This is a genomic window from Micromonospora sp. LOL_023 (genome assembly GCF_048060115.1).
Lineage (GTDB): Bacteria > Actinomycetota > Actinomycetes > Mycobacteriales > Micromonosporaceae > Micromonospora_E.
On sequence record NZ_JBHMIM010000017.1, the window covers coordinates 42,856 to 65,308 of the forward strand.

21 protein-coding genes are annotated in these 22,453 nt (G+C 70.0%); 4 read left to right on the plus strand and 17 right to left on the minus strand.

Translation table 11 applies throughout. The features are described 5' to 3' along the window. The 12 genes from nuoH to mqnC all read right to left on the minus strand — a co-directional run bounded on the left by nuoH (window position 1) and on the right by mqnC (window position 14,612). Window positions 1–1,350 (minus strand): NADH-quinone oxidoreductase subunit NuoH, encoded by a 1,350-nt coding sequence (nuoH, locus tag ACFHVL_RS11735; RefSeq protein WP_416627659.1) that lies wholly within the window; start codon window positions 1,348–1,350, stop codon window positions 1–3. Next, window positions 1,347–3,860 (minus strand): NADH-quinone oxidoreductase subunit G, encoded by a 2,514-nt coding sequence (locus ACFHVL_RS11740; protein WP_416627660.1) that lies wholly within the window; start codon window positions 3,858–3,860, stop codon window positions 1,347–1,349. Before ACFHVL_RS11740 ends, nuoH begins: the two co-directional genes overlap by 4 nt. Further along, window positions 3,860–5,215, minus strand: a complete 1,356-nt coding sequence (gene nuoF / locus ACFHVL_RS11745) for an NADH-quinone oxidoreductase subunit NuoF (RefSeq protein WP_416627661.1) — start codon at window positions 5,213–5,215, stop codon at window positions 3,860–3,862. The genes ACFHVL_RS11740 and nuoF overlap by 1 nt, the downstream gene beginning before the upstream one ends. Next, window positions 5,212–6,210 (minus strand): NADH-quinone oxidoreductase subunit NuoE, encoded by a 999-nt coding sequence (nuoE, locus tag ACFHVL_RS11750; RefSeq protein WP_416627721.1) that lies wholly within the window; start codon window positions 6,208–6,210, stop codon window positions 5,212–5,214. Before nuoE ends, nuoF begins: the two co-directional genes overlap by 4 nt. Further along, window positions 6,207–7,529 (minus strand): NADH-quinone oxidoreductase subunit D, encoded by a 1,323-nt coding sequence (locus ACFHVL_RS11755; protein ID WP_416627662.1) that lies wholly within the window; start codon window positions 7,527–7,529, stop codon window positions 6,207–6,209. The genes nuoE and ACFHVL_RS11755 overlap by 4 nt, the downstream gene beginning before the upstream one ends. Then, on the minus strand, window positions 7,526–8,272 hold the full coding sequence (locus tag ACFHVL_RS11760) for an NADH-quinone oxidoreductase subunit C (protein WP_326551028.1): 747 nt from the start codon (window positions 8,270–8,272) through the stop codon (window positions 7,526–7,528). Before ACFHVL_RS11760 ends, ACFHVL_RS11755 begins: the two co-directional genes overlap by 4 nt. A 32-nt stretch (window positions 8,273–8,304) precedes the next feature. After that, window positions 8,305–8,982 carry a NuoB/complex I 20 kDa subunit family protein gene (locus ACFHVL_RS11765; RefSeq protein ID WP_416627663.1) on the minus strand — a complete coding sequence of 226 codons (678 nt, stop codon included), beginning with the start codon at window positions 8,980–8,982 and terminating at the stop codon, window positions 8,305–8,307. Window positions 8,983–8,992: 10 nt separating this feature from the next. Beyond that, a complete protein-coding gene (locus ACFHVL_RS11770; protein WP_123607118.1) occupies window positions 8,993–9,358 on the minus strand; it encodes an NADH-quinone oxidoreductase subunit A in 366 nt (121 codons plus the stop codon). 137 nt (window positions 9,359–9,495) lie between these two features. Beyond that, window positions 9,496–10,767, minus strand: a complete 1,272-nt coding sequence (locus ACFHVL_RS11775) for a geranylgeranyl reductase family protein (protein ID WP_416627664.1) — start codon at window positions 10,765–10,767, stop codon at window positions 9,496–9,498. 186 nt (window positions 10,768–10,953) lie between these two features. Continuing rightward, window positions 10,954–11,664, minus strand: coding sequence for a demethylmenaquinone methyltransferase (locus ACFHVL_RS11780; RefSeq protein WP_416627665.1), 711 nt, complete (start codon window positions 11,662–11,664; stop codon window positions 10,954–10,956). Between the two features lie 47 nt (window positions 11,665–11,711). Continuing rightward, on the minus strand, window positions 11,712–12,926 hold the full coding sequence (locus tag ACFHVL_RS11785; RefSeq protein ID WP_416627666.1) for a hypothetical protein: 1,215 nt from the start codon (window positions 12,924–12,926) through the stop codon (window positions 11,712–11,714). 495 nt (window positions 12,927–13,421) lie between these two features. Next, window positions 13,422–14,612, minus strand: a complete 1,191-nt coding sequence (gene mqnC, locus ACFHVL_RS11790) for a cyclic dehypoxanthinyl futalosine synthase (protein WP_416627667.1) — start codon at window positions 14,610–14,612, stop codon at window positions 13,422–13,424. A 2-nt stretch (window positions 14,613–14,614) separates the two neighbouring features. On the opposite strand from mqnC, the gene ACFHVL_RS11795 reads away from it, so the two are divergent. The 4 genes from ACFHVL_RS11795 (at window position 14,615) to ACFHVL_RS11810 (ending at window position 18,480) form a co-directional block, all read left to right on the plus strand. Continuing rightward, window positions 14,615–16,081, plus strand: coding sequence for a hypothetical protein (locus tag ACFHVL_RS11795; RefSeq protein WP_416627668.1), 1,467 nt, complete (start codon window positions 14,615–14,617; stop codon window positions 16,079–16,081). A gap of 241 nt (window positions 16,082–16,322) precedes the next feature. Then, window positions 16,323–16,511 carry a hypothetical protein gene (locus ACFHVL_RS11800; RefSeq protein ID WP_416627669.1) on the plus strand — a complete coding sequence of 63 codons (189 nt, stop codon included), beginning with the start codon at window positions 16,323–16,325 and terminating at the stop codon, window positions 16,509–16,511. Next, a complete protein-coding gene (locus tag ACFHVL_RS11805; protein ID WP_416627670.1) occupies window positions 16,508–17,935 on the plus strand; it encodes a glycosyltransferase in 1,428 nt (475 codons plus the stop codon). The genes ACFHVL_RS11800 and ACFHVL_RS11805 overlap by 4 nt, the downstream gene beginning before the upstream one ends. An 11-nt stretch (window positions 17,936–17,946) precedes the next feature. Beyond that, complete coding sequence (locus tag ACFHVL_RS11810) at window positions 17,947–18,480, plus strand: adenylate kinase (RefSeq protein ID WP_416627671.1); 534 nt, start codon at window positions 17,947–17,949, stop codon at window positions 18,478–18,480. 21 nt (window positions 18,481–18,501) lie between these two features. On the opposite strand, the gene paaE is transcribed toward ACFHVL_RS11810, so the two are convergent. From paaE to paaA, 5 genes are read right to left on the minus strand one after another with little or no spacing between them, the layout of a single operon-like run. Beyond that, on the minus strand, window positions 18,502–19,635 hold the full coding sequence (gene paaE / locus ACFHVL_RS11815; protein ID WP_416627672.1) for a 1,2-phenylacetyl-CoA epoxidase subunit PaaE: 1,134 nt from the start codon (window positions 19,633–19,635) through the stop codon (window positions 18,502–18,504). A 25-nt stretch (window positions 19,636–19,660) separates the two neighbouring features. Next, the gene (gene paaD / locus ACFHVL_RS11820) at window positions 19,661–20,146 is read right to left on the minus strand and encodes a 1,2-phenylacetyl-CoA epoxidase subunit PaaD (RefSeq protein ID WP_416627673.1); all 486 of its coding nucleotides are present in this window, start codon (window positions 20,144–20,146) and stop codon (window positions 19,661–19,663) included. Further along, window positions 20,143–20,907, minus strand: a complete 765-nt coding sequence (paaC, locus tag ACFHVL_RS11825) for a 1,2-phenylacetyl-CoA epoxidase subunit PaaC (protein WP_416627674.1) — start codon at window positions 20,905–20,907, stop codon at window positions 20,143–20,145. Before paaC ends, paaD begins: the two co-directional genes overlap by 4 nt. Further along, window positions 20,904–21,200 carry a 1,2-phenylacetyl-CoA epoxidase subunit PaaB gene (paaB, locus tag ACFHVL_RS11830; RefSeq protein ID WP_416627675.1) on the minus strand — a complete coding sequence of 99 codons (297 nt, stop codon included), beginning with the start codon at window positions 21,198–21,200 and terminating at the stop codon, window positions 20,904–20,906. Before paaB ends, paaC begins: the two co-directional genes overlap by 4 nt. Further along, on the minus strand, window positions 21,197–22,303 hold the full coding sequence (gene paaA, locus ACFHVL_RS11835) for a 1,2-phenylacetyl-CoA epoxidase subunit PaaA (RefSeq protein WP_416627676.1): 1,107 nt from the start codon (window positions 22,301–22,303) through the stop codon (window positions 21,197–21,199). Before paaA ends, paaB begins: the two co-directional genes overlap by 4 nt. Window positions 22,304–22,453 lie beyond the last annotated feature (150 nt).

Below are 22,453 nucleotides of genomic sequence, written 5' to 3' on the forward strand. Positions count from 1 at the left end.
TCACACCTCCTTGTCGTCGGTGGCGGGACCGACCTGGGCCGGCTCCCGTTCGGCTACCGCCCGCTTGGCCCGCGGGCTGGGCGGGACCTGCAGGTCCATCGGTGGCAACGGGAAACTGCCCGTCGGTCGTGCGTCGACCTGCTCCTGCAGGGTCTGCGTCGGGCGCTCCCGGCGGGTCGGCCAGAAGATCACCACCGCCAGTAGGATGGCGACCGGGATGCCGATCGCGATCAGCCGGTCGTTGCGCTCCCAGTCGCTGGTCACCCGAATGCCGCCGAGCGCCAGGATCCAGACCAGGTTGATCGGCAGCAGCACCTTCCAGCCGAACCGCATGAACTGGTCGTAGCGCAGCCGGGGCAGCGTGCCGCGCAGCCAGACGAAGACGAAGACGAGCAGGATCACCTTGCCCATGAACCAGAGCATCGGCCACCAGCCGGAGTTCGCCCCGTCCCAGATGCTGATCGGGAACGGTGCCCGCCAGCCGCCGAGGAACAGCGTCACCGTCACCGCCGACATGGTCACCATGGCGACGTACTCGGAGAGCATGAACAGCGCGAACTTCAGCGAGCTGTACTCGGTCATGTAGCCGGCGACCAGTTCGGACTCGGCCTCCGGCAGGTCGAACGGTGCCCGGTTGGTCTCCGCCACCGCGGCGATGAAGAAGATGATGAAGCTGGGCAACAGCAGGATCGCGTACCAGCCCGGGGCGTACAGGTCGAACCCGCCGATCGAGTAGAACCGGTCTCCACCGGCCTGCGCGGTGACGATCTCGCTGGTGGACATGGTGCCGGCGGTCATGAAGACGCCGACCACCGACAGCCCCAACGCGATCTCGTACGAGATCACCTGCGCCGTCGACCGCAGCCCGCCGAGCAAGGGGTACGTCGACCCGGACGCCCAGCCGCCCAGCACCAGGCCGTACACGCCCATCGACGAGCAGGCCAGCAGCACCAGCACCGCCACCGGCACGTCGGTGACCTGCAGCGGGGTCCGGGTGCCGAAGATACTCACCATCGGCCCGAACGGGATCACCGACAGCGCGGTCACCGCGCAGATCACCGAGATCGTCGGGGCGAAGAAGTAGACCACCTTGTCGGCGGCCTTCGGCAGGATGTCCTCCTTGAAGGCCATCTTCAGGCCGTCGGCCAGGGTCTGCAGCAGACCGAACGGACCGGCCTGATTCGGGCCGGGCCGCACCTGCATCCGGGCGACGACCCGGCGTTCGAACCAGACGCCGAGCAGGGTGCCGACCAGGCCGAAGGCGAAGGCGAAGACGACCTTGATCAGGATCAGCCACCACGGGTCCAGCCCGAAGTCGGACAGGTTCGGATCCTGTGCCACTGGGTTCACCGCAGACCCCCTACGTTCGGGTTCGTCACACCGTCGCGGCTGGCGGTGCCGTTGGGACTGGCGGCCGCACTGACCTTGACCACCGCGCCGGAGACCGCGCCGAGGCTACGGCGCACCGTCGAGCCGGGCGAGTTGGTCGGCAGCCACACCACGCCGTCGGGCAGCAGGTCGGTCACCGCCGCCGGCAGGGTGATCGCGCCCCGTTCGGTGCCGACGGTGACCGGATCGCCGTCGGCGACGCCGAGCGCGCCGGCCAGCGACTTCGCCAGCCGGACCACCGGTAGCCGGGCGGTGCCGCCCAGATGGGTGTCCCCGTCGGTCAACGTGCCCAGGTCGATCAGGTGATGCCAGGTGGCCAGGACCGCTTCGCCGGCCGCCGGGCTCGCCGGAGTCACCGGGTCGACCAGTGGCAGGCCGGGGCGTTGCGCCTTGGTCGCCGGCAGCGCACCCAGCTCCCGGCGGATCAGGTTGATCTCGCCGGTGCCGAGCTCGACGCCCAACTGGGCGGCGAGCGCGTCGAGCACCCGGGAGTCGGCCATCGCGGTCGTGTCGAGCACCGCTTCGAAGGTCCGCAGCCGGCCCTCCCAGTCGACGAAGCTGCCGGACTTCTCCACCACCGGCGCGACCGGGAACACCACGTCCGCGCGGCGGGTCACCGCGCTGCCCCTGATCTCCAGGCTGACCAGGAACGGCACCGCGTCGAGCGCTTCCTCGGCCAGTCGCGGATCGGCCAGGTCCGCCGGGTCGACCCCGGCGACGACCAGGGCGCCGACCTTGCCGGCGGCGGTCGCCGCGATGATCGCGTCGACGTCGCGGCCCGGCTCGGCCGGGATGATCCCGGCGCCGATGTCCCAGGCCCCGGTCAGCTCCGCCCGGGCCGCCGCGTCGGCGACCGGACGGCCACCGGGCAGCAGGTTCGGCAGGCAGCCGGCGTCGACCGCGCCCCGGTCCCCGGCCCGGCGGGGCACCCAGGCCAGCTTCGCGCCGGCCCGCTCGGCTACCGCGCCGGCGGCCGACAACCCACCGGGTACGGTCGCCAGCCGCTCGCCGACGATCAGGATCGCGCCGGAGCGGGCGAGTGCCTCGGTGACCGTCGCGTCCTCGGTGAGCAGCCGCGCCTCGTCGCCGGGGACCGCCGGCACCAGGGTCGCGCCCAGCTTCTCCAGCCCTCGGCTCAGGTACGGGGCCAGGGCGACCACCCGCAGCCCCTTCTTGGTGTACGCCTTGCGCAGCCGAAGGAAGAGGATCGGGCACTCCTCCTCGGGCTCCAGCCCGGCGATCACCACGACCGGTGCCCGCTCGACGTCGGCGTACGTCACGTCGTTGCCGCCGGCCACCCGGGCGGCCAGGAAGTCGGCCTCCTCGGTGGAGCCGGCCGTCGCGGCGATCGGCCGGGACCGGAAGTCGATGTCGTTGGTCCGCAGCGCGACCCGGGCGAACTTGGCGTACGCGTAGGCGTCCTCGACGGTGAGCCGGCCGCCGGCCAGCACCCCGACCCCGTACGCACCGTCGCGGGCGTTGCGCAGTCCTTCGGCGGCGACCGCGAAGGCCTCACTCCAGGAGGCTTCGCGCAGTTCACCGCTGTCGGCGTCGCGTACCAGCGGGGTGGTGAGCCGGTCGGTGGCGTAGCGGAAACCCCACCGGCCCTTGTCGCAGTTCCATTCCTCGTTGACCGCCGGGTCGTCGCCGGCCAGCCGGCGCATCACCTTGCCGCGCCGGTGGTCGGTGCGCTGGGCGCAGCCGGCCGAGCAGTGCTCGCAGACGCTCGGCGAGGAGACCAGGTCGAACGGGCGGGCCCGGAACCGGTACTGGGCGCCGGTGAGCGCGCCCACCGGGCAGATCTGCACCGTGTTGCCGGAGAAGTAGGAGTTGAACGGCTCGTCGCCAGCGCCGGACTCGCCGTCGGGTGCCGGCTCGGCGCCGAACGCCTCGTCCCGGTAGACGTTGATCTGCTCGCCGGAGGAGCGGTCCATCAGGTCGATGAAGGTGTCCCCGGCGATCTCCTCGGAGAACCGGGTGCACCGCTGGCAGAGCACACAGCGTTCCCGGTCCAGCAGCACCTGGCTGGAAATCTCGACCGGTTTGGGGTACTCCCGCTTGTGCTCGTGGAAGCGCGAGTCCGGTCGGCCGGTGGACATCGCCTGGTTCTGCAGCGGGCATTCACCGCCCTTGTCGCACATCGGGCAGTCGAGCGGGTGGTTGACCAGCAGCAGCTCCATGATCCCCTGCTGGGCCTTCTTGGCCACCTCGGAGGTGAGCTGGGTGCGGACCACCATGCCTTCGGCGACGGTCTGGGTGCAGGAGGCGACCGGTTTGCGCTGGCCCTCCACGTCGACCAGGCACTGCCGGCAGGCACCGGCCGGGGCGAGCAGCGGGTGGTCGCAGAACCGGGGGATCTCGACGCCCAGCTTCTCGGCGACCCGGATCAGCAGCGACCCCTTCGGCGCGGTGACCTCGACGCCGTCGATGGTCAGCGTCACCGTCTCGGTGGTCTTGGCCACGTCACTCATTAGTGAGCACCTACCAATGCTTTCTCCGACAGCTTCGGCGCCTTGCGACCCTCGATGTAGTCGAGGTAGTCCTGCTTGAAGTACTTGAGCGAGGACGTCACCGAGCTGGTCGCGCCGTCGCCGAGGCCGCAGAACGAGCGACCGAGGATGTTGTCGCAGGCGTCCAGCAGGGTGTCGAGGTCCTCGTGGGTGCCCTGACCGGCCAGGATCCGCCGGAAGACCCGCACCATCCAGTAGTTGCCCTCGCGGCAGGGAGTGCACTTGCCGCACGACTCGTGGTGGTAGAACTCCAGCCACCGGTAGGTCGCGTAGACCGGGCAGTCCTGGTCGGAGAAGATCTGGGTGGCGGTGGTGCCGAGGATCGAGCCGGCGGCGGCGACCCCTTCGAAGTCCAGCGGCACGTCCAGATGTTCGGCGCTGAGCAGCGGGGTGGACGACCCGCCCGGGGTCCAGAACCGCAGTTCGTGCCCGGGCTGCATGCCGCCGGCCAGCTCGATCAGCTCCCGCAGGGTGATTCCCATCGAGCACTCGTACTGGCCGGGGTTGGCGATCCGGCCGGAGAGCGAGTAGATCATCGGGCCGGAGGACTTCTCGGTGCCCATGGTCTTCCACCAGGCGGCACCGCCGAGCACGATGTAGGGAACGCTCGCGATGGTGCCGACGTTGTTGACCACCGTGGGGCAGGCGTACAGGCCGTGGGTGGCCGGGAACGGCGGGCGGAGTCGGGGCTGGCCCCGGAAGCCTTCGAGGGAGTCCAGCAGTGCGGTCTCCTCGCCGCAGATGTACGCACCCGCGCCGCTGTGCACCACGACATCCAGGTTGAAACCGGAGCCGAGGATGTCGGTGCCGAGGTAGCCGGCCCGGTACGCCTCGTCGACGGCGTTGCGCAGCCGCCGGGCGGCGTGCACCGCCTCGCCCCGGATGTAGATGAAGGCGCGGCTGGCCCGGATCGCGTACGAGGCGATGATGACGCCTTCGACCAGCGAGTGCGGGTCGTACATCATCAGCGGCAGGTCCTTGCAGGTGCCGGGCTCGCCCTCGTCGGCGTTGACCACCAGGTAGTGCGGCTTACCGTCGCCCTGCGGGATGAAGCCCCACTTCAGGCCGGCGGGGAAGCCGGCACCGCCGCGGCCACGCAGCCCGGCGTCCTTGACCAGTTTGATCAGGTCGTCCGGGTGCACCGGGTCGCCACCACGGTCACGGCCGCCGCCCGGTGCGCCAGCGAGCACCTTGCGCAGCGCCGCGTAGCCGTCGAGCTGCTCGTAGACGTCGATCCGCCAGGCGTCCGGCGACAACCAGCGCTTGGTGAGGACCGGCGTGAGCTTCTCCAGGGTCTCCCGTCGCGGCTCGGTCATTGGGTGCCCTCCTCACTGCGCGCGTCCCGCAGCGCTTCACGCTGTGGCTGCGGGCTGTCGCCGGCCGGCTTGGCGTCGCTGGCTGGCGGGTTGGCGGCGGCACCGGCCGATTCGGCGGCCTCGGCGTCGCTGTCCGGCTCGGCCCGGTCGGTCGGCACCGTGGTGCCGGGCGCGTCGGGGACCGGGGTCTTCGCGTCCGGCGCGCGGGTCTCCGCCGCCCGCAGCTCGGGCGACTTGGTCTGCGGTGCCTTGACGTCCGGGGCGGTGCTGCCGGTCGCGGCCGGGGCCGGGCGGCTGGTCGCGGGCGGCGGCGCGTCGCCGGTGATCGGGGTGTTCGGGTCGAATCCGGCGACCGAGACGCCGTGCTGCTGGGCGAGCCGCAGCCCGCGCAGGGTGGCGTCGCCGGCCGGTCCGTCGGCAACCGCGCCCTCGCGGGTGTCGGAGAAGCCGGCCAGCTGCAGCGACATCTCTTTCAAGGTGCACAGTCGGGCACCCCGGGTGGGCGCCGGCCGGCCGCCGGCCCGCAACTCGGCGACGACGCCGAGTGCGATGTCCGGATCGACCTTGTCGAAGAAGTCGTAGTTGACCGTCATCACCGGGCCGTAGTCGCAGGCCGCCAGGCACTCGGCGTGTTCCAGCGTGATCGTGCCGTCGGCGGTGGTCTCCTCGTGGCCGACGCTGAGGTGTTCACTCAACGCGTCGTAGACCCGCTGACCGCCGAGCACGTCGCACATGGTGTTGGTGCAGACGCTGACCAACCAGTCACCGCTGGGCCGACGCTTGTACATGGTGTAGAAGGTGGCGACCGCGCTGACCTGGGCCTTGTTGATGCCCAGCTGTTCGGCGCAGAACTCGACCCCGGCCGGCGAGACGTAGCCGTCCTCGGACTGCACCAGGTGCAGCAGCGGCAGCAGCGCCGAGCGGGCCCGGTCCGCCGGGTAGCGGGCGATGATCTCCCGCGCCCGGTCGTGCGTTTCCTGACTGAAACCCATCAGCGGTCACACCCACCCATCACCGGGTCCAACGAGGCGCCTCCGGCGATCACGTCGGCGAGCAGGCCGCCTTCGGCCATTGCCGGGATCGCCTGGAGGTTGATGAAGCTCGGTTCGCGGTAGTGCACCCGGTAGGGCCGGGTACCGCCGTCGGAGACGGCGTGCACACCCAACTCGCCCCGGGGGCTCTCGATACCGACGTAGACCTGGCCCGGTGGCACCCGGAAGCCCTCGGTCACCAGCTTGAAGTGGTGGATCAGCGACTCCATCGACTGGCCCATGATCTTGGCGACGTGCTCCAGCGAGTTGCCCATGCCGTCGACGCCGATGGCCAGCTGCGCCGGCCAGGCGATCTTCTTGTCGGCCACCATGATCGGCCCGGGCCGGAGCCGGTCCAGCGCCTGCTCGACGAGCTTGAGCGACTCGCGCATCTCGGCCATCCGGACCAGGTAGCGGCCCCAGACGTCGGCACTCGGCGTGGTCGGCACGTCGAACTCGTAGTTCTCGTAGCCGCAGTAGGGCATGGTCTTGCGCATGTCCCAGGCGAGCCCGGCGGAGCGCAGCACCGGACCGGTGATGCCCAGCGCGAGGCAGCCGGTGACGTCGAGCACCGCGACGTTCTGCGTCCGTTCCAGCCAGATCGGCTGGCCGGAGAGCAGGTCCTCGTACTCCTTGAGGCGCTTGGGCATCATCTTGAGGAACTCGCGGATCTTGACGATCGCCTCGTCCGGCACGTCCTGGGCGACGCCGCCGGGACGCACGTACGCCATGTTCATCCGCAGCCCGGTGATCATCTCGAAGATCTCCAGGATGTACTCGCGCTCCCGGAAGCAGTACAGCATGATCGAGATCGCGCCGAGCTCCAGGCCGGTGGTGCCCAGCCAGATCAGGTGCGAGGAGATCCGGTTGAGCTCCATCATCAGCACCCGGATGGTGTTCGCCCGATCGGTGATGTCGTCGGTGATCCCGAGGAGCTTCTCCACCGCCAGGCTGTACGCCGTCTCGTTGAAGATCGGCGCGAGGTAGTCCATCCGGGTGACGAAGGTGGTGCCCTGCACCCAGTTGCGGTACTCGAGGTTCTTCTCGATCCCGGTGTGCAGATAGCCGACGACCGTCCGGGCCTCCCGGACCGTCTCGCCCTCCAGCTCCAGCACCAGCCGCAGCACCCCGTGGGTGGACGGGTGCTGCGGACCCATGTTGACGATGATCCGCTCGTCGGTGAGCGGGTCGGTGCCGCCGACCACGGAGTCCCAGTCACCACCGGTGACGGTGAAGACCTTGCCCTCGTCGGTCTCGCGTTCGGTTGCGTATCCGGCGGTCATTGGTAGCTCCTCCGCTTGTCCGGCGGTGGGATCTCGGCACCCTTGTACTCCACCGGGACGCCACCCAGCGGGTAGTCCTTGCGCTGCGGGTGGCCCTCCCAGTCGTCCGGCATCAGGATCCGGGTCAGCGTCGGGTGGCCGTCGAAGACGACACCGAACATGTCGTACGCCTCCCGCTCCTGCCAGTCGGCGGTCGGGTAGACGGCGGTGACGCTCGGCAGGTGGGGGTCCTCGGCGGTCACCGCCGCCTCCAACCGGACCCGACGGCGGTACGTCATCGAGGTCAGCTGGTAGACGACGTGCAGCCGGCGCTCGTCGGCACCGAGGTAGTCCACCCCGGAGACCGACGAGCAGAGCTCGAAGCGCAGCGATTCGTCGTCGCGCATCACCCGGCAGACCTCGGCGATCCGCTCCGGCTTGATGTGCAGGGTCAGCTCACCCCGGTCGACGACGACCTTCTCGATCGCGTCGGCGAAGGCGGGGTAGGCCTCTTCGAGCGCGTCGTAGACCTCGTCGAAGTAGCCGCCGTACGGCCGTTCGCTGCCGGCCACACTCGCCCGGCGACGGACCAGGCCGCCGAAGCCGGAGGTGTCGCCGGAGCCCTGGATGCCGAACATGCCGCGACCGGCCCCGCTGGCCGGCGGGAACTCGGCCGGTGCGCCGCTGGTCGCCCCGACCGGCGGCGCGGCGACGGGTACGCCGCCACCGGGTTGCTCGCTCGGCGCGTTCGTCGGCCCGGTCACTGGACCGTCCTTTCCGCTCGTGCCCGCGGTGCTCACTTGATGCCCTCTTTCGGGCGCAGGTGGTGCTGTGCGTTCATCCAGTTCTCGATCCGCAGTTGCTCCTCGCGGCCGTCCCGGACCGCCTGCTCCCACTCGGCCCGACGGGCCTTGTCGGAGCGGTACGACGACGGCATCGCGCCGGGGGCGACCACCGGAACGTCGCCGCGCGCCCGGCGGGCTTCGAGCATCTTGCGGCCGTTCGGGCCGAGCGGCTCGTGGCCGATCTTCTCGCGCAGTTTGAGCACCGCGTCGATGAGCATCTCCGGGCGGGGCGGGCAGCCCGGCAGGTACATGTCGACCGGCACCACGTGGTCCACGCCCTGGACGATCGCGTAGTTGTTGAACATGCCGCCGCTGGAGGCGCAGACGCCCATCGACAGCACCCAGCGGGGCTCGGCCATCTGGTCGTAGATCTGCCGCAGCACCGGGGCCATCTTCTGGCTGACCCGGCCGGCGACGATCATCAGGTCGGCCTGACGCGGTGAGGCGCGGAACACCTCCATGCCCCAACGACCCATGTCGTAGTGCGGGGCCCCGGCTGCCATCATCTCGATCGCGCAGCAGGCCAGCCCGAAGGTCGCACCCCAGACCGAGGTCCGCCGCGACCAGTTGACCAGCTTCTCCACCGAGGTGAGCAGTACGCCGGCGGGGAGTTTCTCCTCGATTCCCATGGTTCCTCCCTCAGTCCCAGTCGAGCCCGCCGCGGCGCCACTCGTACACGTAGGCGACCGAGACAGCGACGATGAACAGCGAGACCGCGACGTACCCGAACGCACCGAGCGGGTCCAACGACACCGCCCACGGGATCAGAAAGATGATCTCGATGTCGAAGATGATGAACATCATCGCGGTCAGGTAGAACTTGATCGGGATTCGACCGCCGCCGACCGGCTCCGGGCTCGGCTCGATCCCACACTCGTACGCCTCGAGCTTGGCCCGGTTGTAGCGCAGCGGTCCGGCCAGTCGGGCGGCGGCCACCGAGAACAGCGCAAAGGCCGACGCGAGGGCGAACACCCCGACGATGGGTATGTAAGGCGAGAGCGACATGGCTTCTCCTGCTCGTCCTTCCCTGCCCGCGGTCAGTTTCCAGCGATCTGATGTTGACTGCCTGGATCAGGCCTCGTTGCCCGTCCCGGTGGCTGGTGCAGCGGGCTTGCCGGCCCGGGGTGGTGCTGGTGGTGTGCTCACGCGGCGGGAGCCGCCTTGGTCATCGCGTTGATCATCCGGTCCATCGCGTCCCCGTCGCGCGGGTCGGTCAGGTTCGCCAGCAGTTTCAGGACGAACCGCATCAGTGTCGGATGCGGCATGCCGTGTCTGGTGGCGATTCGCATGATCTGGGGGTTGCCGATCATCTTCACGAAGATGTTGCCGAGCCGGTAGTAGCCGCCAAAACGGATCTTCAACTCGGCCGCGTACTGCGCGAGCGCGCGTTCCCGGTCCGCACCGGCGGGTCGGGCCAGTGCCTGGACCGCCACCTCCGCGGCCAGCTCGCCGGACTCCATCGCGTACGCGATGCCTTCGCCGTTGAAGGGGTTGACCATGCCGCCGGAGTCACCGACCAGCATGACCCCCCGGGTGTAGTGCGGAACCCGGTTGAAACCCATCGGCAACGCGGCACCGAGGATCGGGCCGTCGGCGTTGGCCTCGTCGGCCAGTCCCCAGTCGGGCGGGGTGCTACCCAGCCAGTCGGTGAGCATCCGCCGGTAGTTGGTCTTGCCGAAGGCTGCCGAGGAGTTGAGGATGCCGAGCCCGACGTTGACCCGACCATCACCCATTCCGAAGATCCAGCCGTAGCCCGGCAGCAGCTTGTCGCCGCCTTCCCGGCTGCGCAGCTCCAGCCAGGACTCCAGGTAGTCGTCCTGGTGCCGGACCGCAGAGCGGTAGTAGCGGCGGACCGCGACGCCGAGCGGCCGGTCCTCGCGCTTGGCCAGGCCCATGGCGAGTGGGAGCCGCCCGGAGACCCCGTCGGCGGCGATGACCAGCGGCGCGCGGAAGGTGACCGGCTCCTTGTCGGGGCCGACCTCGGCGCTGACTCCCACCGCACGTCCGGTCGTATCCAGATCGGGTGCCACCACGTTGGTGTTGGTGTGCAGCACGGCACCGGCCTCGACGGCCCTGTTGGCCAGCAGGTCGTCGAAGTCGAGCCGGGTCCGGACCAGGCCGTAGTTGGGGAAGCTGGCCAGATCGGGCCAGTCGAGCTCCAACCGCAAACCACCGCCGATGACCCGCAGGCCTCGGTTGTGCAGCCAGCCGGCCTCGGGGGAGGTGTCGACGCCAAGCTTGATCAACTGTTTCACGGCGCGCGGGGTGAGCCCGTCGCCACAGACCTTTTCCCGAGGGAAGGTGGTCTTCTCCAGCAGGAGCACCCGTGCTCCGTGCCGGGCGAGGTGGTAGGCGGCCGCGGAGCCTCCTGGGCCGGCACCGACGACGATCACGTCGGCCTCGGTGTCACTCACAGCCACCTCCCGTTCATCTCCCGGCCGCTCGTGAAATGCTTCACAAGCGTTGCTCGGGGTGAGTCTAGAACCGTTGACAGGGCAGCAATCGGTTAGGTGACCCTAACCCTGCGAGGTAGCGACCCCGGCCGGTGACCGGGAGCACCAAACCACCCATCGACGGACACCACGCCGCACCGTGTCGCACTACCCCCGAACCGCCCGGTGCAGCGCCACGATGCCGCCGGTGAGGTTGCGCCACTGTGCCGAACGCCAGCCGTTGGCCACGATCCGGCCGGCCAACGCCGACTGGTCCGGCCACTGCCTGATCGACTCGGCCAGGTAGACGTAGGCGTCCGGGTTGCTGGCCACCGCACGGGCCACCGTCGGCACCGACCGCATCAGGTACGACAGGTAGACCGTGCGGAAGGCCGGGTTGGTCGGCCGGCTGAACTCGCAGACGACCAGCCGGCCACCGGGCCGGGTCACCCGGGCGAGCTCGGCCAACGCCCCACCGGTGTCCACCACGTTGCGCAGCGCGAACGAGATCGTCACCGCGTCGAAGGTCCCGTCGGGGAACGGCAGCGCCAACGCGTCGCCGGCGAGCAGCGCGACGTCGGGACGCACCCGTCGGCCGGCCCGCAGCATGCCGAGGGAGATGTCCGAGCCGACCGCCCACACCCCGTGGCGGCCGAGCTCGGCCGTCGACACCCCGGTGCCGGCTCCGACGTCGAGTACCCGGTCGCCGGCCCGCAGCCGCAGCGCCGAACGGGTCGCCCGACGCCAGTACCGGTCCTGCCCGAAGGAGATGACGGTGTTGGTCAGGTCGTAGCGGCCGGCGACGCCGTCGAACATCGCGGCGACCTCGGCCGGCTGCTTGTCCAGGCTAGCTCGCACCGGAGGCGGAGTGTTCGTCACGCCCGACCACTCTGCCAGCTACCGGCCCGGACGCGGGGCGCGGGTCCCTAGCCGGTCAGCTCGCCGGCCCTGGCCCGGGACAGGGGGCGACCCCGCCGTGCCAGCATCGTCAACAATGCGCCGAACAGCAACGCGACCAGACCGAGTCCGGCGATCGTCCGGCTGTCCGGCCCGGTCACCGGAAGACCCGCCCCGTCGCCGCCGGCAGGTCCGGTGGTGACGGCGAACGAGTCCCGGTTGTCACTGGGGTCGATGTCCGAGGCGACGGCGGCCACCGCCCCCGCCGGCAGCACGGACGCCGACGCCGCCGGTTCGGCCAGCGCTGCCACGTCATCGGTGGCACCGGTCAGCGACAGCGCCACCGATCCGTCGGCGAGCACCGCCGGAGCCGGAGCACTCGGCAGGACCCGAATCTCATGGGTGAAGATCACCGCCGAGGGCGCGGTCGCGGTCTGCGCCGACTTCGGGACCAACTGAAGATCTGGGTACGCGCAGGTGGTCTCGGTGCGGTCGATGTCGTACTGACATCCCGCCAGTGACTCGGTGAATTCGACCTGGTCGGGCAGGCGCACGGTGAGGGTGATCCCGGTCACCGCTGCCGTACCCGGATTGCCGACCTCGTAGTGCAGGACGGTGGCCTCGCCCGGCACCACCGCCCCGGTCTCGCCCTCCGGCCGGTACGGCACGTCCCACGCGCGCACGTACAGGTCGGTGGCGTGCCCGACGGTGATCAACGAGGCCTGCGCCGCGTCGTTTCCGGCCACCGGGTCGGTGCCGTCGTGGCTGATCCTCGCCCGAATTGTACCGATCGGAATGCCCATCGGGTGCCACACCGTGACTTCTGTCTCCAGCCGGATGGACCGACCGGCCGGCAGGTCCGCCAGAGCACATTTGCCCGCCACCGGGATGTCGTAGCCCCGGTTGGGGTGCTCCGGGTCCGGGTCCGGGGATGGCGGATTCACCTGCGGCTCGGTGCCGGGCAGCGAGTCGCAGAAGTGCACGGTGCCGGGGTCGATCGCCTCACTGTCGACCCTGGTCTCGCTGAGATCGAGGATGATCCCGCTGGCGGCGCCGGGCCCGTGGTTGGTCACGGTGATCACTGTCGCCTTGGACCCGTAGGAATTGACCACGTTGCCGCTGATCGCCACCCCCAGGTCGGTGCCGTCGGCGGCGGCTGCGGGTACGGCGCCGAACATCGTCGTCGCGGCAGTGGTGAGCAGCATGGCCGCGATCCGACCGAGCATCGACATTTTCGTCCGCATGACGGCACAGCGTATTGAGCGGAGCCGCCGAAGTCGGTCCCACCTGCCCGACGGGCCGAACCTGACTGGGAACTGGCCAGGAAGCGATGCCGCCGGGCGGCGCAGAAACATTTCGGGCGGGGTGGTGAACCACCCCGCCCGAACTGCCGTGCGTTATGTAGACGGCCCGCCCGGGCCGCTGGAGTACACCCTCCGGCGGCCCGCCCTGGGGGACGTGACCGGCGACGACCGACAGGTCGGTGTCGCGGCGCGGGTGGCTGCCGGAACGTTGTTGACGAGGACGTTAGCGGCCAGCCCGCAGCTTCGCGCGCCTCGTGATCAACACGTTATGGCTCCCTGACCTAAGGTTCGCGCACCCTCGGCCGCATCGACGGTGGTACCCGCCACGACCGGCCGATGGGCCGCCGACCTACCGTCGCGACCGGGTGGCCGGGTCGCCAGCTGGACCACACCGAACGGATGAACCGCAGCTGCTCAGTCGCCGGCTGTCAGCGGTCAGCTGGCGTCGACCAACGGCAGTTCACGACGCGCCCCACCACCGGGCAGCGCGATCGACGAGAAGTGCGAGACCACCCGTTCGTCGGTCGGATCGTCCGCTGGAGTGTGATGTACGGCGAGGTGGCGGTACCGGGTGTCGCGCTGGGTCGGGATCCGGCCGGCCGAACGGATCATCCAGATCAGCTCGTGCAGGTTCGACCGGTGCCGGGCCCCGGCCGAGGAGATGACGTTCTCCTCGAGCATGATCGACCCGAGGTCGTCGACGCCCATGTGCAGCGCCAGCTGCCCCACGTCCTTGCCGGTCGTGAGCCAGGACGCCTGCAGATGCGCCACCTGGTCGAAGAAGAGCCGGGAGACCGCGATCATCCGCAGGTACTCCAGGGCCGTCGCCTGGGTACGCCCCTTCAGGTGGTTGTTCTCCGGCTGGTAGGTCCACGGGATGAACGCCCGGAAACCGCCGGTCCGGTCCTGGACATCCCGAATCATCCGGAGATGCTCGATGCGTTCGGCGTTCGTCTCGCCGGTGCCCATCATCATCGTCGCGGTCGACTCGATGCCGTGCCGGTGTGCCAGCTCCATGACCTCCAGCCAGCGCGCCCCGGACTCCTTGAGCGGGGCGATCGCCCGTCGAGGGCGCTCCGGCAGCATCTCGGCGCCGGCGCCGGCGATCGAATCCAACCCGGCCGACTTGATCCGGACAATCGCCTCGTCGAGGGAGACACCAGATACTTTGGCCATGTGCAGGATCTCGCTCGGGCCAATCGAGTGGATCACCAACTGCGGGTAACTGGCTTTCACCGCGCCGAACAGTTGCTCGTAGTACTCCACCCCGAAATCAGGGTGATGCCCACCCTGCAGCATGACCTGGGTCGCCCCCAGGTCGGCCGCCTCACCGCAGCGACGCAGGATCTCCTCGATCGGATGTGACCAGCCCTCGGCGTGTTTCGGTGCGCGGTAGAAAGCGCAGAACCGGCACGCGGTGACGCAGACATTGGTGTAATTGATGTTGCGGTCGATCAGGTACGTCACGATGTTGTCCGGGTACCGGCGCCGCCGCACCGCGTCCGCGGCCTCGCCGAGGGCGTGCAACGGCGCGTCGGTGTAGATCAGCAGCGCCTCCTCGGCGGTGATCCGCCCACCGTCGGCGCCTCGCTGCAGGATGCGGTCGATCTCCCGGCTGGTAGTCACGCATGAAGCGTACTGCCACGTTGGGGGAGGAGCGGAGCCACCGGATGTCGCTGCTCCGCCGACACCTACCCGTGGTGATCATGCTCGCCGCCGGGATCGCGCTGCGGGTCGCCTACCTGCTGGCGTACCAGCCGGCCTTCTGGTTCCACGGCGACAGCGGCGCCTACCTGATGATGCTCGAGCAGCCGTTGCAGCCCCACCCGAACCGGCCGCTCGGCTACGTGCTGCTGCTGGCCGCGCTCGCGCCGACCGGCACTCTCACCGCCGTCGCGATCGCCCAGCATCTGCTCAGCCTGCTGCTCGCCGTAGGCCTGTACGCCCTGCTGATGCACCGGGGCGTCGTCCGCTGGCTGGCCACCGTGGCCGTCGTACCACTGATCTTCGACTCGCTGGTCCTCACCGTCGGTCACTACCTGTTGCCCGATCTGCTGTTCATGGTGTTGTTCGCCACCGCCGTCGGAGCGCTGCTCTGGTCGCCCCGACCAGGCCTGGTGGCCGCGATCGTCTCCGGTGCCCTGATCGCCGCCGCCTGGGTGACCAAGCCGACCGCCCTGCCGGTCGTCCTGCTGCTGGCCCTCTACCTGGTCGTGCGCCGGGTGGGTTGGCGGCCGGTGGTCGGCTACCTGGTGGCCTTCGCCGTGCCGTACGCCATGGTGCTGGTCTGGGTCGGCGACCGGGAGAGCGTCTACGGGGCGCAGAGCGGCACCGCGCTGTACGGCCGGGCCGCGATGATCGCCGACTGCGATCGGCTCGAACTGACCGACGAGGAGCGGATCGCCTGCCCCGACCAGGCGCTCGGGGAACGCTGGGACCGCGCCGACGCGTTCTTCTGGCGCCGGCCGGACCGCCTCGAGGACTGGGTCTACACGCCGGAGGGCGTCCAGTTGCTGACCAGCTTCTCCAGGAAGGTCATCGTCCAGCAGCCCGGCGACTACCTGGCGATCGTCGCCAGGGAGAGCGCCGCCCACTTCGTACCCGGCCGCTACCTCGGGCCGATGAACGAATGCCTGCGGGAGCGACTGGTGCCGCCGGAGCGGTTCCGCTCGGTACGGATTCCGGTGCAGGACAACTGCCCACCCGCCCAGGCCTCCACCGGCTACCGGCCGGAGGTGAACGATCCGCAGGTCGCCCCGCCGGCCACCGGGCTGACCCGGGCCCTGCACCGGTACGGCACCTGGACCCGCGGCATCCCGGTCGTGCTCTCGCTGGCCGTACTGCTGACCATCGCGGCGCTGGTCGCCGGCCGCCGGGTCGCGGGCTGGATCCGACTCGACACCGTGCTGCTGGTGCTGGCCGGCCCCGGCCTGGCCGTGTTCACCGTGGCGATCGGCATGTACGAACCGCGCTACGCGCTCCCCGCCCTGCCGCTGGCGGCGGCCGCCGCCGCCCTGGCCACGCAGGGCCTGATCCATCGTGATTCGGCAAGCATTCAACTGACGGAGGACCAAGCCGAGAAAGAGCAGCAGTAAATCGTAGTGTCATTCACGTACGACATATTTTGCGCTTTGCCGTGGCTACCTCTGGCGTTGCCGGCACACCGCAACTACGCTGGGCCGCGACTCCCGGATCGGCTCGCCCGCCGATACCCACGGAACTGTCACAGGTTCGACGAAGCACCTAAAGTCGTTCGATACGCATCGCCGAATATCGGCGCATGCCACGACTCACGCTGCCCAAATCCCCCACTCGATCGTTCAAGGAGACAATTTCATGTCAGCCGCTTCCCTGCCACGAACCGGCACACAGGCCGCCATCACCATCGGCGGAATCGGCGGTATCGGGCAGCTGAGCCTCTCACTGCCGGCCGCCCTGGTCACCGCCGCCGCCATGATGATCGTCATCGGCGCGCTACTCGTCCGTCTGTCCTTCCGCCCGGGTCGCCCCGCCTCAGATCGGTGACCGCGACCCTCGTCCCGGGGCGCACCTACGCCGCCGCCGCTGCCCTGCTGGCGGCGGTGGCGGTGTGGGCCGCCCACCACGCGCTGGCCGCCGTCGGCCTGCTCAGCCACGGCACCGGGCACCGCTTCACCGCGGTCTACGTCCTCATGTACGGCCTACTGGTGTGGCAACTGGGATTCGCCTACCTCAACCAGCCGTACCTGGTCGGCCGCGCCCGGCAACAGGCCCTCGACGCACTCGACGTGGCGGCCCTCGTCCCGGCGTACAACGAGGACCCGGCGGCGCTGCGCGCCTGTCTGGAGTCGATGATCGGACAGCACCGCCGGCCTCGGACGATCGTCGTCGTCGACGACGGATCGACCACCGGCGAGGCCGCCTACGCCGAGATCCGGGCCTGGTTCGAGCAGGCCGCCGCGCGTGCCGGCATCCGACCGGTGTGGCTGCGCCAGGACAACGCGGGCAAACGGCACGCGCAGGCCGCAGGTATCGCCCAGGCATTCGATGCGGACGTGTACTGGACGGTCGACTCGGACACGATCAGCGACCCGCACGCCCTCGGTGAACTACTCAAGCCGCTGGCTGACCCGACGGTGCGGTCGGTGGCGGGAATCGTGATGGCGGCCAACGTCCGGTCGTCGTTCCTCACCCGCTTCACCGACCTGTGGTTCGTCGCCGGGCAGCTGACCGACCGATCCGCCCTGTCCGTCCTCGGCGCGGTCTGGGTCAACTCCGGCCCGATCGCGGTCTACCGCGGCCAGATCCTCCGCGACAACCTGGACAGCTACCTGAACGAGACGTTCGCCGGGCGGCGGGTGCCGTTCAGCGACGACTCGATGCTGACCCTGTTCGCCATGCTGGACGGCCGGACCGTCCAACAGCCGTCCGCGTTCGCCTTCGCGCTGATGCCGGAGAGGACCAGCCACTTCCTCCGGATGTTCGTCCGCTGGATGCGTGGCTCGTTCATCCGGTCGCTGTGGCGGATGCGGTACCTCCCACTGCGTTCGTGGGCCTACTGGCTGCACCTGATCCGATGGGCGACGACGCTGCTGTCCACCACCCTGTTCGTGACGGTGGCGATCGTGATCCCGATCCAGGAACCGTCGCTCGCCGCGCTGCCCTGGCTGGTGAGCGTCCCGATCGTCATCGGATACGCGCAGTGTCTGCGGTACCTGACGATCCGCCGCTCGGACCAGTCGACGGCGTACCAGTGGGGCACCTGGGCGCTCGCCCCGGTCGCGGTGGCCTGGGCGATGTTGGTCCTGCGCGCGACCCGCTGGTTCGGCGTGGCCACCTGCTGGAAGACCGGCTGGGGCACCCGCAAGACCGTCGAGGTGGCCCTGCGCCCGACACCGATCCCCGGTCAGCGGACCGCCACCGCCGAGCAGTCGGTCAAACCGGATGCCGAGATCGCTGCGCCGCGCTAGCCTGCACACTCGTGCGACGGGTATCGGTGGTCGGCGGGCCAGGGTCCGGCAAGTCCACCATGGCCGCCGAGCTGGCGGGCCGGCTCGGCGTGCCACACGTCGAGTTGGACGGGCTGTTCCAGCAGCCCGGCTGGCAGCCGGCGTCGGCCGACGATTTCCAGGCCTCGGTCGCGGACGCCATCGCCGGCGACGGCTGGGTGACCGACGGCAACTACGCGGCGGTGCAGGAGACGATCTGGCAGCACGCCGACACGGTGATCTGGTACGACCTGCCGCGCCACCGGGTGATGCGCCAGATCATCTGGCGCACCCTGCACCGGATTGCGTACCGGGTGAAGCTGTGGAACGGCAACCGGGAACGCTGGTCCAACCTGTTCAGCCGCAACCCGGAAAACTCGATCATCGTCTGGGCCTGGCAGAAACACCCCTACTACCGCCGCCGTTACCAGGCCGCGATGGTCGACCCCCGATGGAGTCGGTTGCAGTTCGTCCGGGTCACCTCACACGCCCAGGCCCGACGGCTGCTGCAGGACCTGGACCGGTGAGGTGCGGACCGAGCCGCTCCGTCAGGCGTCGTAGTCGACGGTGAGCCGGTCGGTGGTCGGGCTGGACTGGCAGGTCAGCACGTACCCGTCGGCCAGCTCGTCGGGCTCCAGGGCGTAGTTGCTGGCCATCGTGACCGCGCCGTCGACCACCTTCGCCCGGCAGGTGGAGCAGACCCCGCCCTTGCAGGCGTACGGCAACTCGGCCCGGACCCGCAGCGCCGCGTCGAGTACCCGCTCCCCCGGCAGCGCCCGCACCGTGGAGGCCCGCCCATCGAGCAGTACGGTCACCTCGGCGCCGGTGGCCTCAGTCGACACACCGGCGGCCGGCTCGCTGCCGGTCGACCCGGCGGCAGTGGGTGCGTCGCCGGCGTGGAACAGCTCGGTGTGCACCGCGTCCGGCGCGAGGCCACGCTCGGCAAGCACCTGCTGGGCCGCCGTCACCAGCCCGTACGGACCGCAGAGGAACCACTCGTCGACCCGGTCGCCCGGCACCACGGTTTCCAGCAGCTGGCCGAAGCGGGCGGCGTCGATCCGCCCGGTGAGCAGCTCCGCCTCCTGGACCTCGCGGGATAGCACGTGCACCACCTGCAGCCGGGTCGGATGGCGGTCCTTCAGGTCGGCGATCTCGTCGGCGAACATCACGGTGTGCGCCGACCGGTTGCCGAGGATCAGGGTGAACCGGCTGCCGGGTTCGGTGGCCAGCCCGGTGGCGAGCAGGGACAACACGGGGGTGACGCCCGAACCGGCCGCCAACGCCCCGTAGTGCCGGAACCGGTCCGGCGCGAAGGCGGTGGTGAAGTGCCCGAGCGGGGGCATCACGTCGACGGTGGACCCGGCGCTCAGCCGGCGCACCGCGTACCCGGAGAAGACGCCGCCCACGACGTGCCGCACGCCGATCCGCAACCGTCCATGATCGGCCAGCTCCGCCGGGGTCGAGCAGATCGAGTACGAGCGGCGCACCTGCGGGCCGCCGGCCGGGTCGATCAGCCGTACGGTCAGATGCTGCCCGGCCTGGAACCGGTACGCCTCGCGCAGGTGTGGTGGCACCGCGAAGGTGACCGCGACCGCGTCGTCGGTGAGCGGGTCGACGTCGTCGACCGGCAGCTGGTGGAAGACCGGACGCCGCCGCGCCGGCCGGCTGATCGTCACCGCCACCGGATCACCTCGTCGTCGACGATCATCACAGGGCCTTCATCTGCTCGAAGGGTTCGACACAGTCCTGGCACCGCCACAGCGCCTTGCAGGCGGTGGCGCCGAACCGGCTGAGCTGTTCGGTGCGCGGCGAGCCGCACGCCGGGCAGCGCACGGTCAACTGGACCGGCACCGGACCGTCGGCGGCCGGTGCCGGTGGGGCGATGCCGGCGGCGGTGAGCTTGGCCCGGCCGGCCGGCGAGATCCAGTCGGTGCTCCAGGCCGGTGCCAGCTCGGTGCTGACCGTCACCTCGGTGAAACCGGCGCGGGCCAGCGCTGCCCGGATCTCGCTTCGAATCAGCTCCATCGCCGGGCAACCGGTGTAGGTGGGGGTGACGGTGACCCGCACCGCTCCGCTGGACTCGTCAACGTCGACACCGCGCAGCACCCCGAGGTCGTCGATGGTGAGCACCCGGATCTCCGGGTCGACGACGGCCGCGACGGCCGTCCGGGCCGCGACCGCCCGGCGGCTCACCACCGCGCTCCCGGGTGGGCCCGGTGCACCACCTGCATCTCGGCGAGCAGGTAGGACAGGTGCTCGGTGTGCTGGCCGGACCGGCCGCCGCCGGGCCGCCAGCGGTCGTCGTCGGCCGCAGGTGGCCGCAGGGTCGCTTCGGCGAGGACCGGCGTGACAGCGGCGAGCCAGTCGTCGCGCCGGCCGGCCGGTCCGCCGCCGGGCAGTGGGCCGACCAGTTCATGGGTGTACGGCCACAGCTCGTCGACCGCGTGCTGCATCCGTCGGTGCGACTCGTCGGTGCCGTCGCCGAGCCGCAGCGTCCAGAGCCGGGCGTGGTCGAAGTGGTAGGCGGACTCCTTGCGGGCCTTGCCGGCGATCGCGGCGAGCCGCTGGTCCGGCCCGTCGCGCAGCACGGCGTAGAGCAACAACTGGTGCGCGGAGAGGAACAGCAGTTTGCCGATGGTGGCCGCGAAATCGTCGTCGGGCAGCTCGACGAGCAGGCAGTTGCGGAACTCCCGGTCGGCGCGCAGGTACGCCAGGGTGTCCTCGGTCACCGCATCGGCGGGCGGTGCGGCTGGCACCGCACCCGGTGGGAGCTGTTCGGCGGCGTAGGTCAGCAGCAGCCGGGCGACGCCGAGTTGATCAAGCGCGATGTTGGCGAGCGCGACGTCCTCTTCGAGCTCGGGGGCGCGGGCGCACCAGTAGGTCAACCGTTGGGCGGCGACCAACGCGTCGTCTGCCCAGCAGAGCAGCTGGTCGGCGGGGGTGGTCGTGGTCACAGGTGACGCACCCCGTCGGGCACCGGGTAGAAGGTCGGATGCCGGTAGATCTTGTCGGCGGCCGGATCGAAGAAGGCCTCCTTCTCGTCCGGGCTGGAGGCGGTGATCGACTCTGCCGGCACCACCCAGATGGAGACCCCTTCCTGCCGGCGGGTGTAGAGGTCACGGGCGTGCCGCAGGGCGAGGGTCGCGTCGGAGGCGTGCAGGCTGCCGACATGGGTGTGGGACAGCCCGCGCCGGGACCGGACGAAGACCTCCCACAGCGGGGTCGGCGGAGTCGGTTCGTCGCTCACCCGGCACCTGCCCCCACCGCTGCTGCTGCTGTTCTCGCTGCCTGTTTCGCCGCGTACGCCCGGGCCGCCTGCCGGACCCAGGTGCCGTCGGCGTGCGCGGCCCGGCGGTGGGCCAGTCGCTGCCGGTTGCACGGACCGTTCCCGCGGATGACCTGGTGCAGCTCCGCGTAGTCGGGTTCGGTGAAGTCGTACGCCTGACGCTGTTCGTTCCAGCGCAGCGCCGGGTCCGGCAGGGCCAGCCCGAGCGCACCGATCTGCTGGACGCACATGTCGACGAAGCGTTGCCGCAGTTCGTCGTTGGAGAACCGCTTGATCTTCCACCGCATGGACTGGGCCGAGTGGGTGGAGTCGGCGTCGGGCGGACCGAACATCGCCAGCGACGGGTACCACCAGCGGTCGACGGCGTCCTGGGCCATCTGCCGCTGTGCCGGGGTGCCGTGCGCCAGGGTGTGCAGCATCTCGTAGCCCTGCCGCTGGTGAAAGGACTCCTCCTTGCAGACCCGGATCATCGCTCTGGCGTACGGGCCGTACGAGCAGCGGCACAGCGGCACCTGGTTGATGATCGCGGCACCGTCGACCAGCCAGCCGATGGCCCCGACGTCCGCCCAGGTCAGGGTTGGATAGTTGAAGATCGAGCTGTACTTCTGCCGGCCGCTCAGCAGCAGGTCGACGAGTTCTTCGCGGGTGACGCCGAGGGTTTCCGCGGCCGCGTACAGGTAGAGACCGTGACCTGCCTCGTCCTGGACCTTCGCCAGCAGGATCGCCTTGCGGTGCAGGCTGGGCGCCCGGGTGAGCCAGTTGCCCTCGGGTTGCATCCCGATGATCTCTGAATGCGCGTGTTGGGCGATCTGTCGGATCAGGCCGCGCCGGTAGCCGTCCGGCATCCAGTCTCGGGGCTCGATCCGCTGGTCCGCCTCGATCGTCGCGGTGAACTCCCGCTCGGGGTCGAGCGGCTCCCCCGGACCGGCCGACCCGTCGCTCGTCCGCGGCTGCGGCACGCGGCTGCGGGCAGCCGAGGCGCGCAGCTCCGCTTCGGCGGCCTCGACCTCGTCGAGAATTTCGCGTGGAGATCCGCTTGTCGACCGGGAGCCATCGCTGTACACACGTCCAGTGTTACAAGAACCACCAGCCGCAGCCAAGTCCTGTAACAGAACTTGCCCACAAGATGCCCAGGCGCAACGATGACAGCACCTTCGGTGACATTGGCCACGCGTAGACGTGACTCCAATCCACTTATTGTGCCATTATTCTTA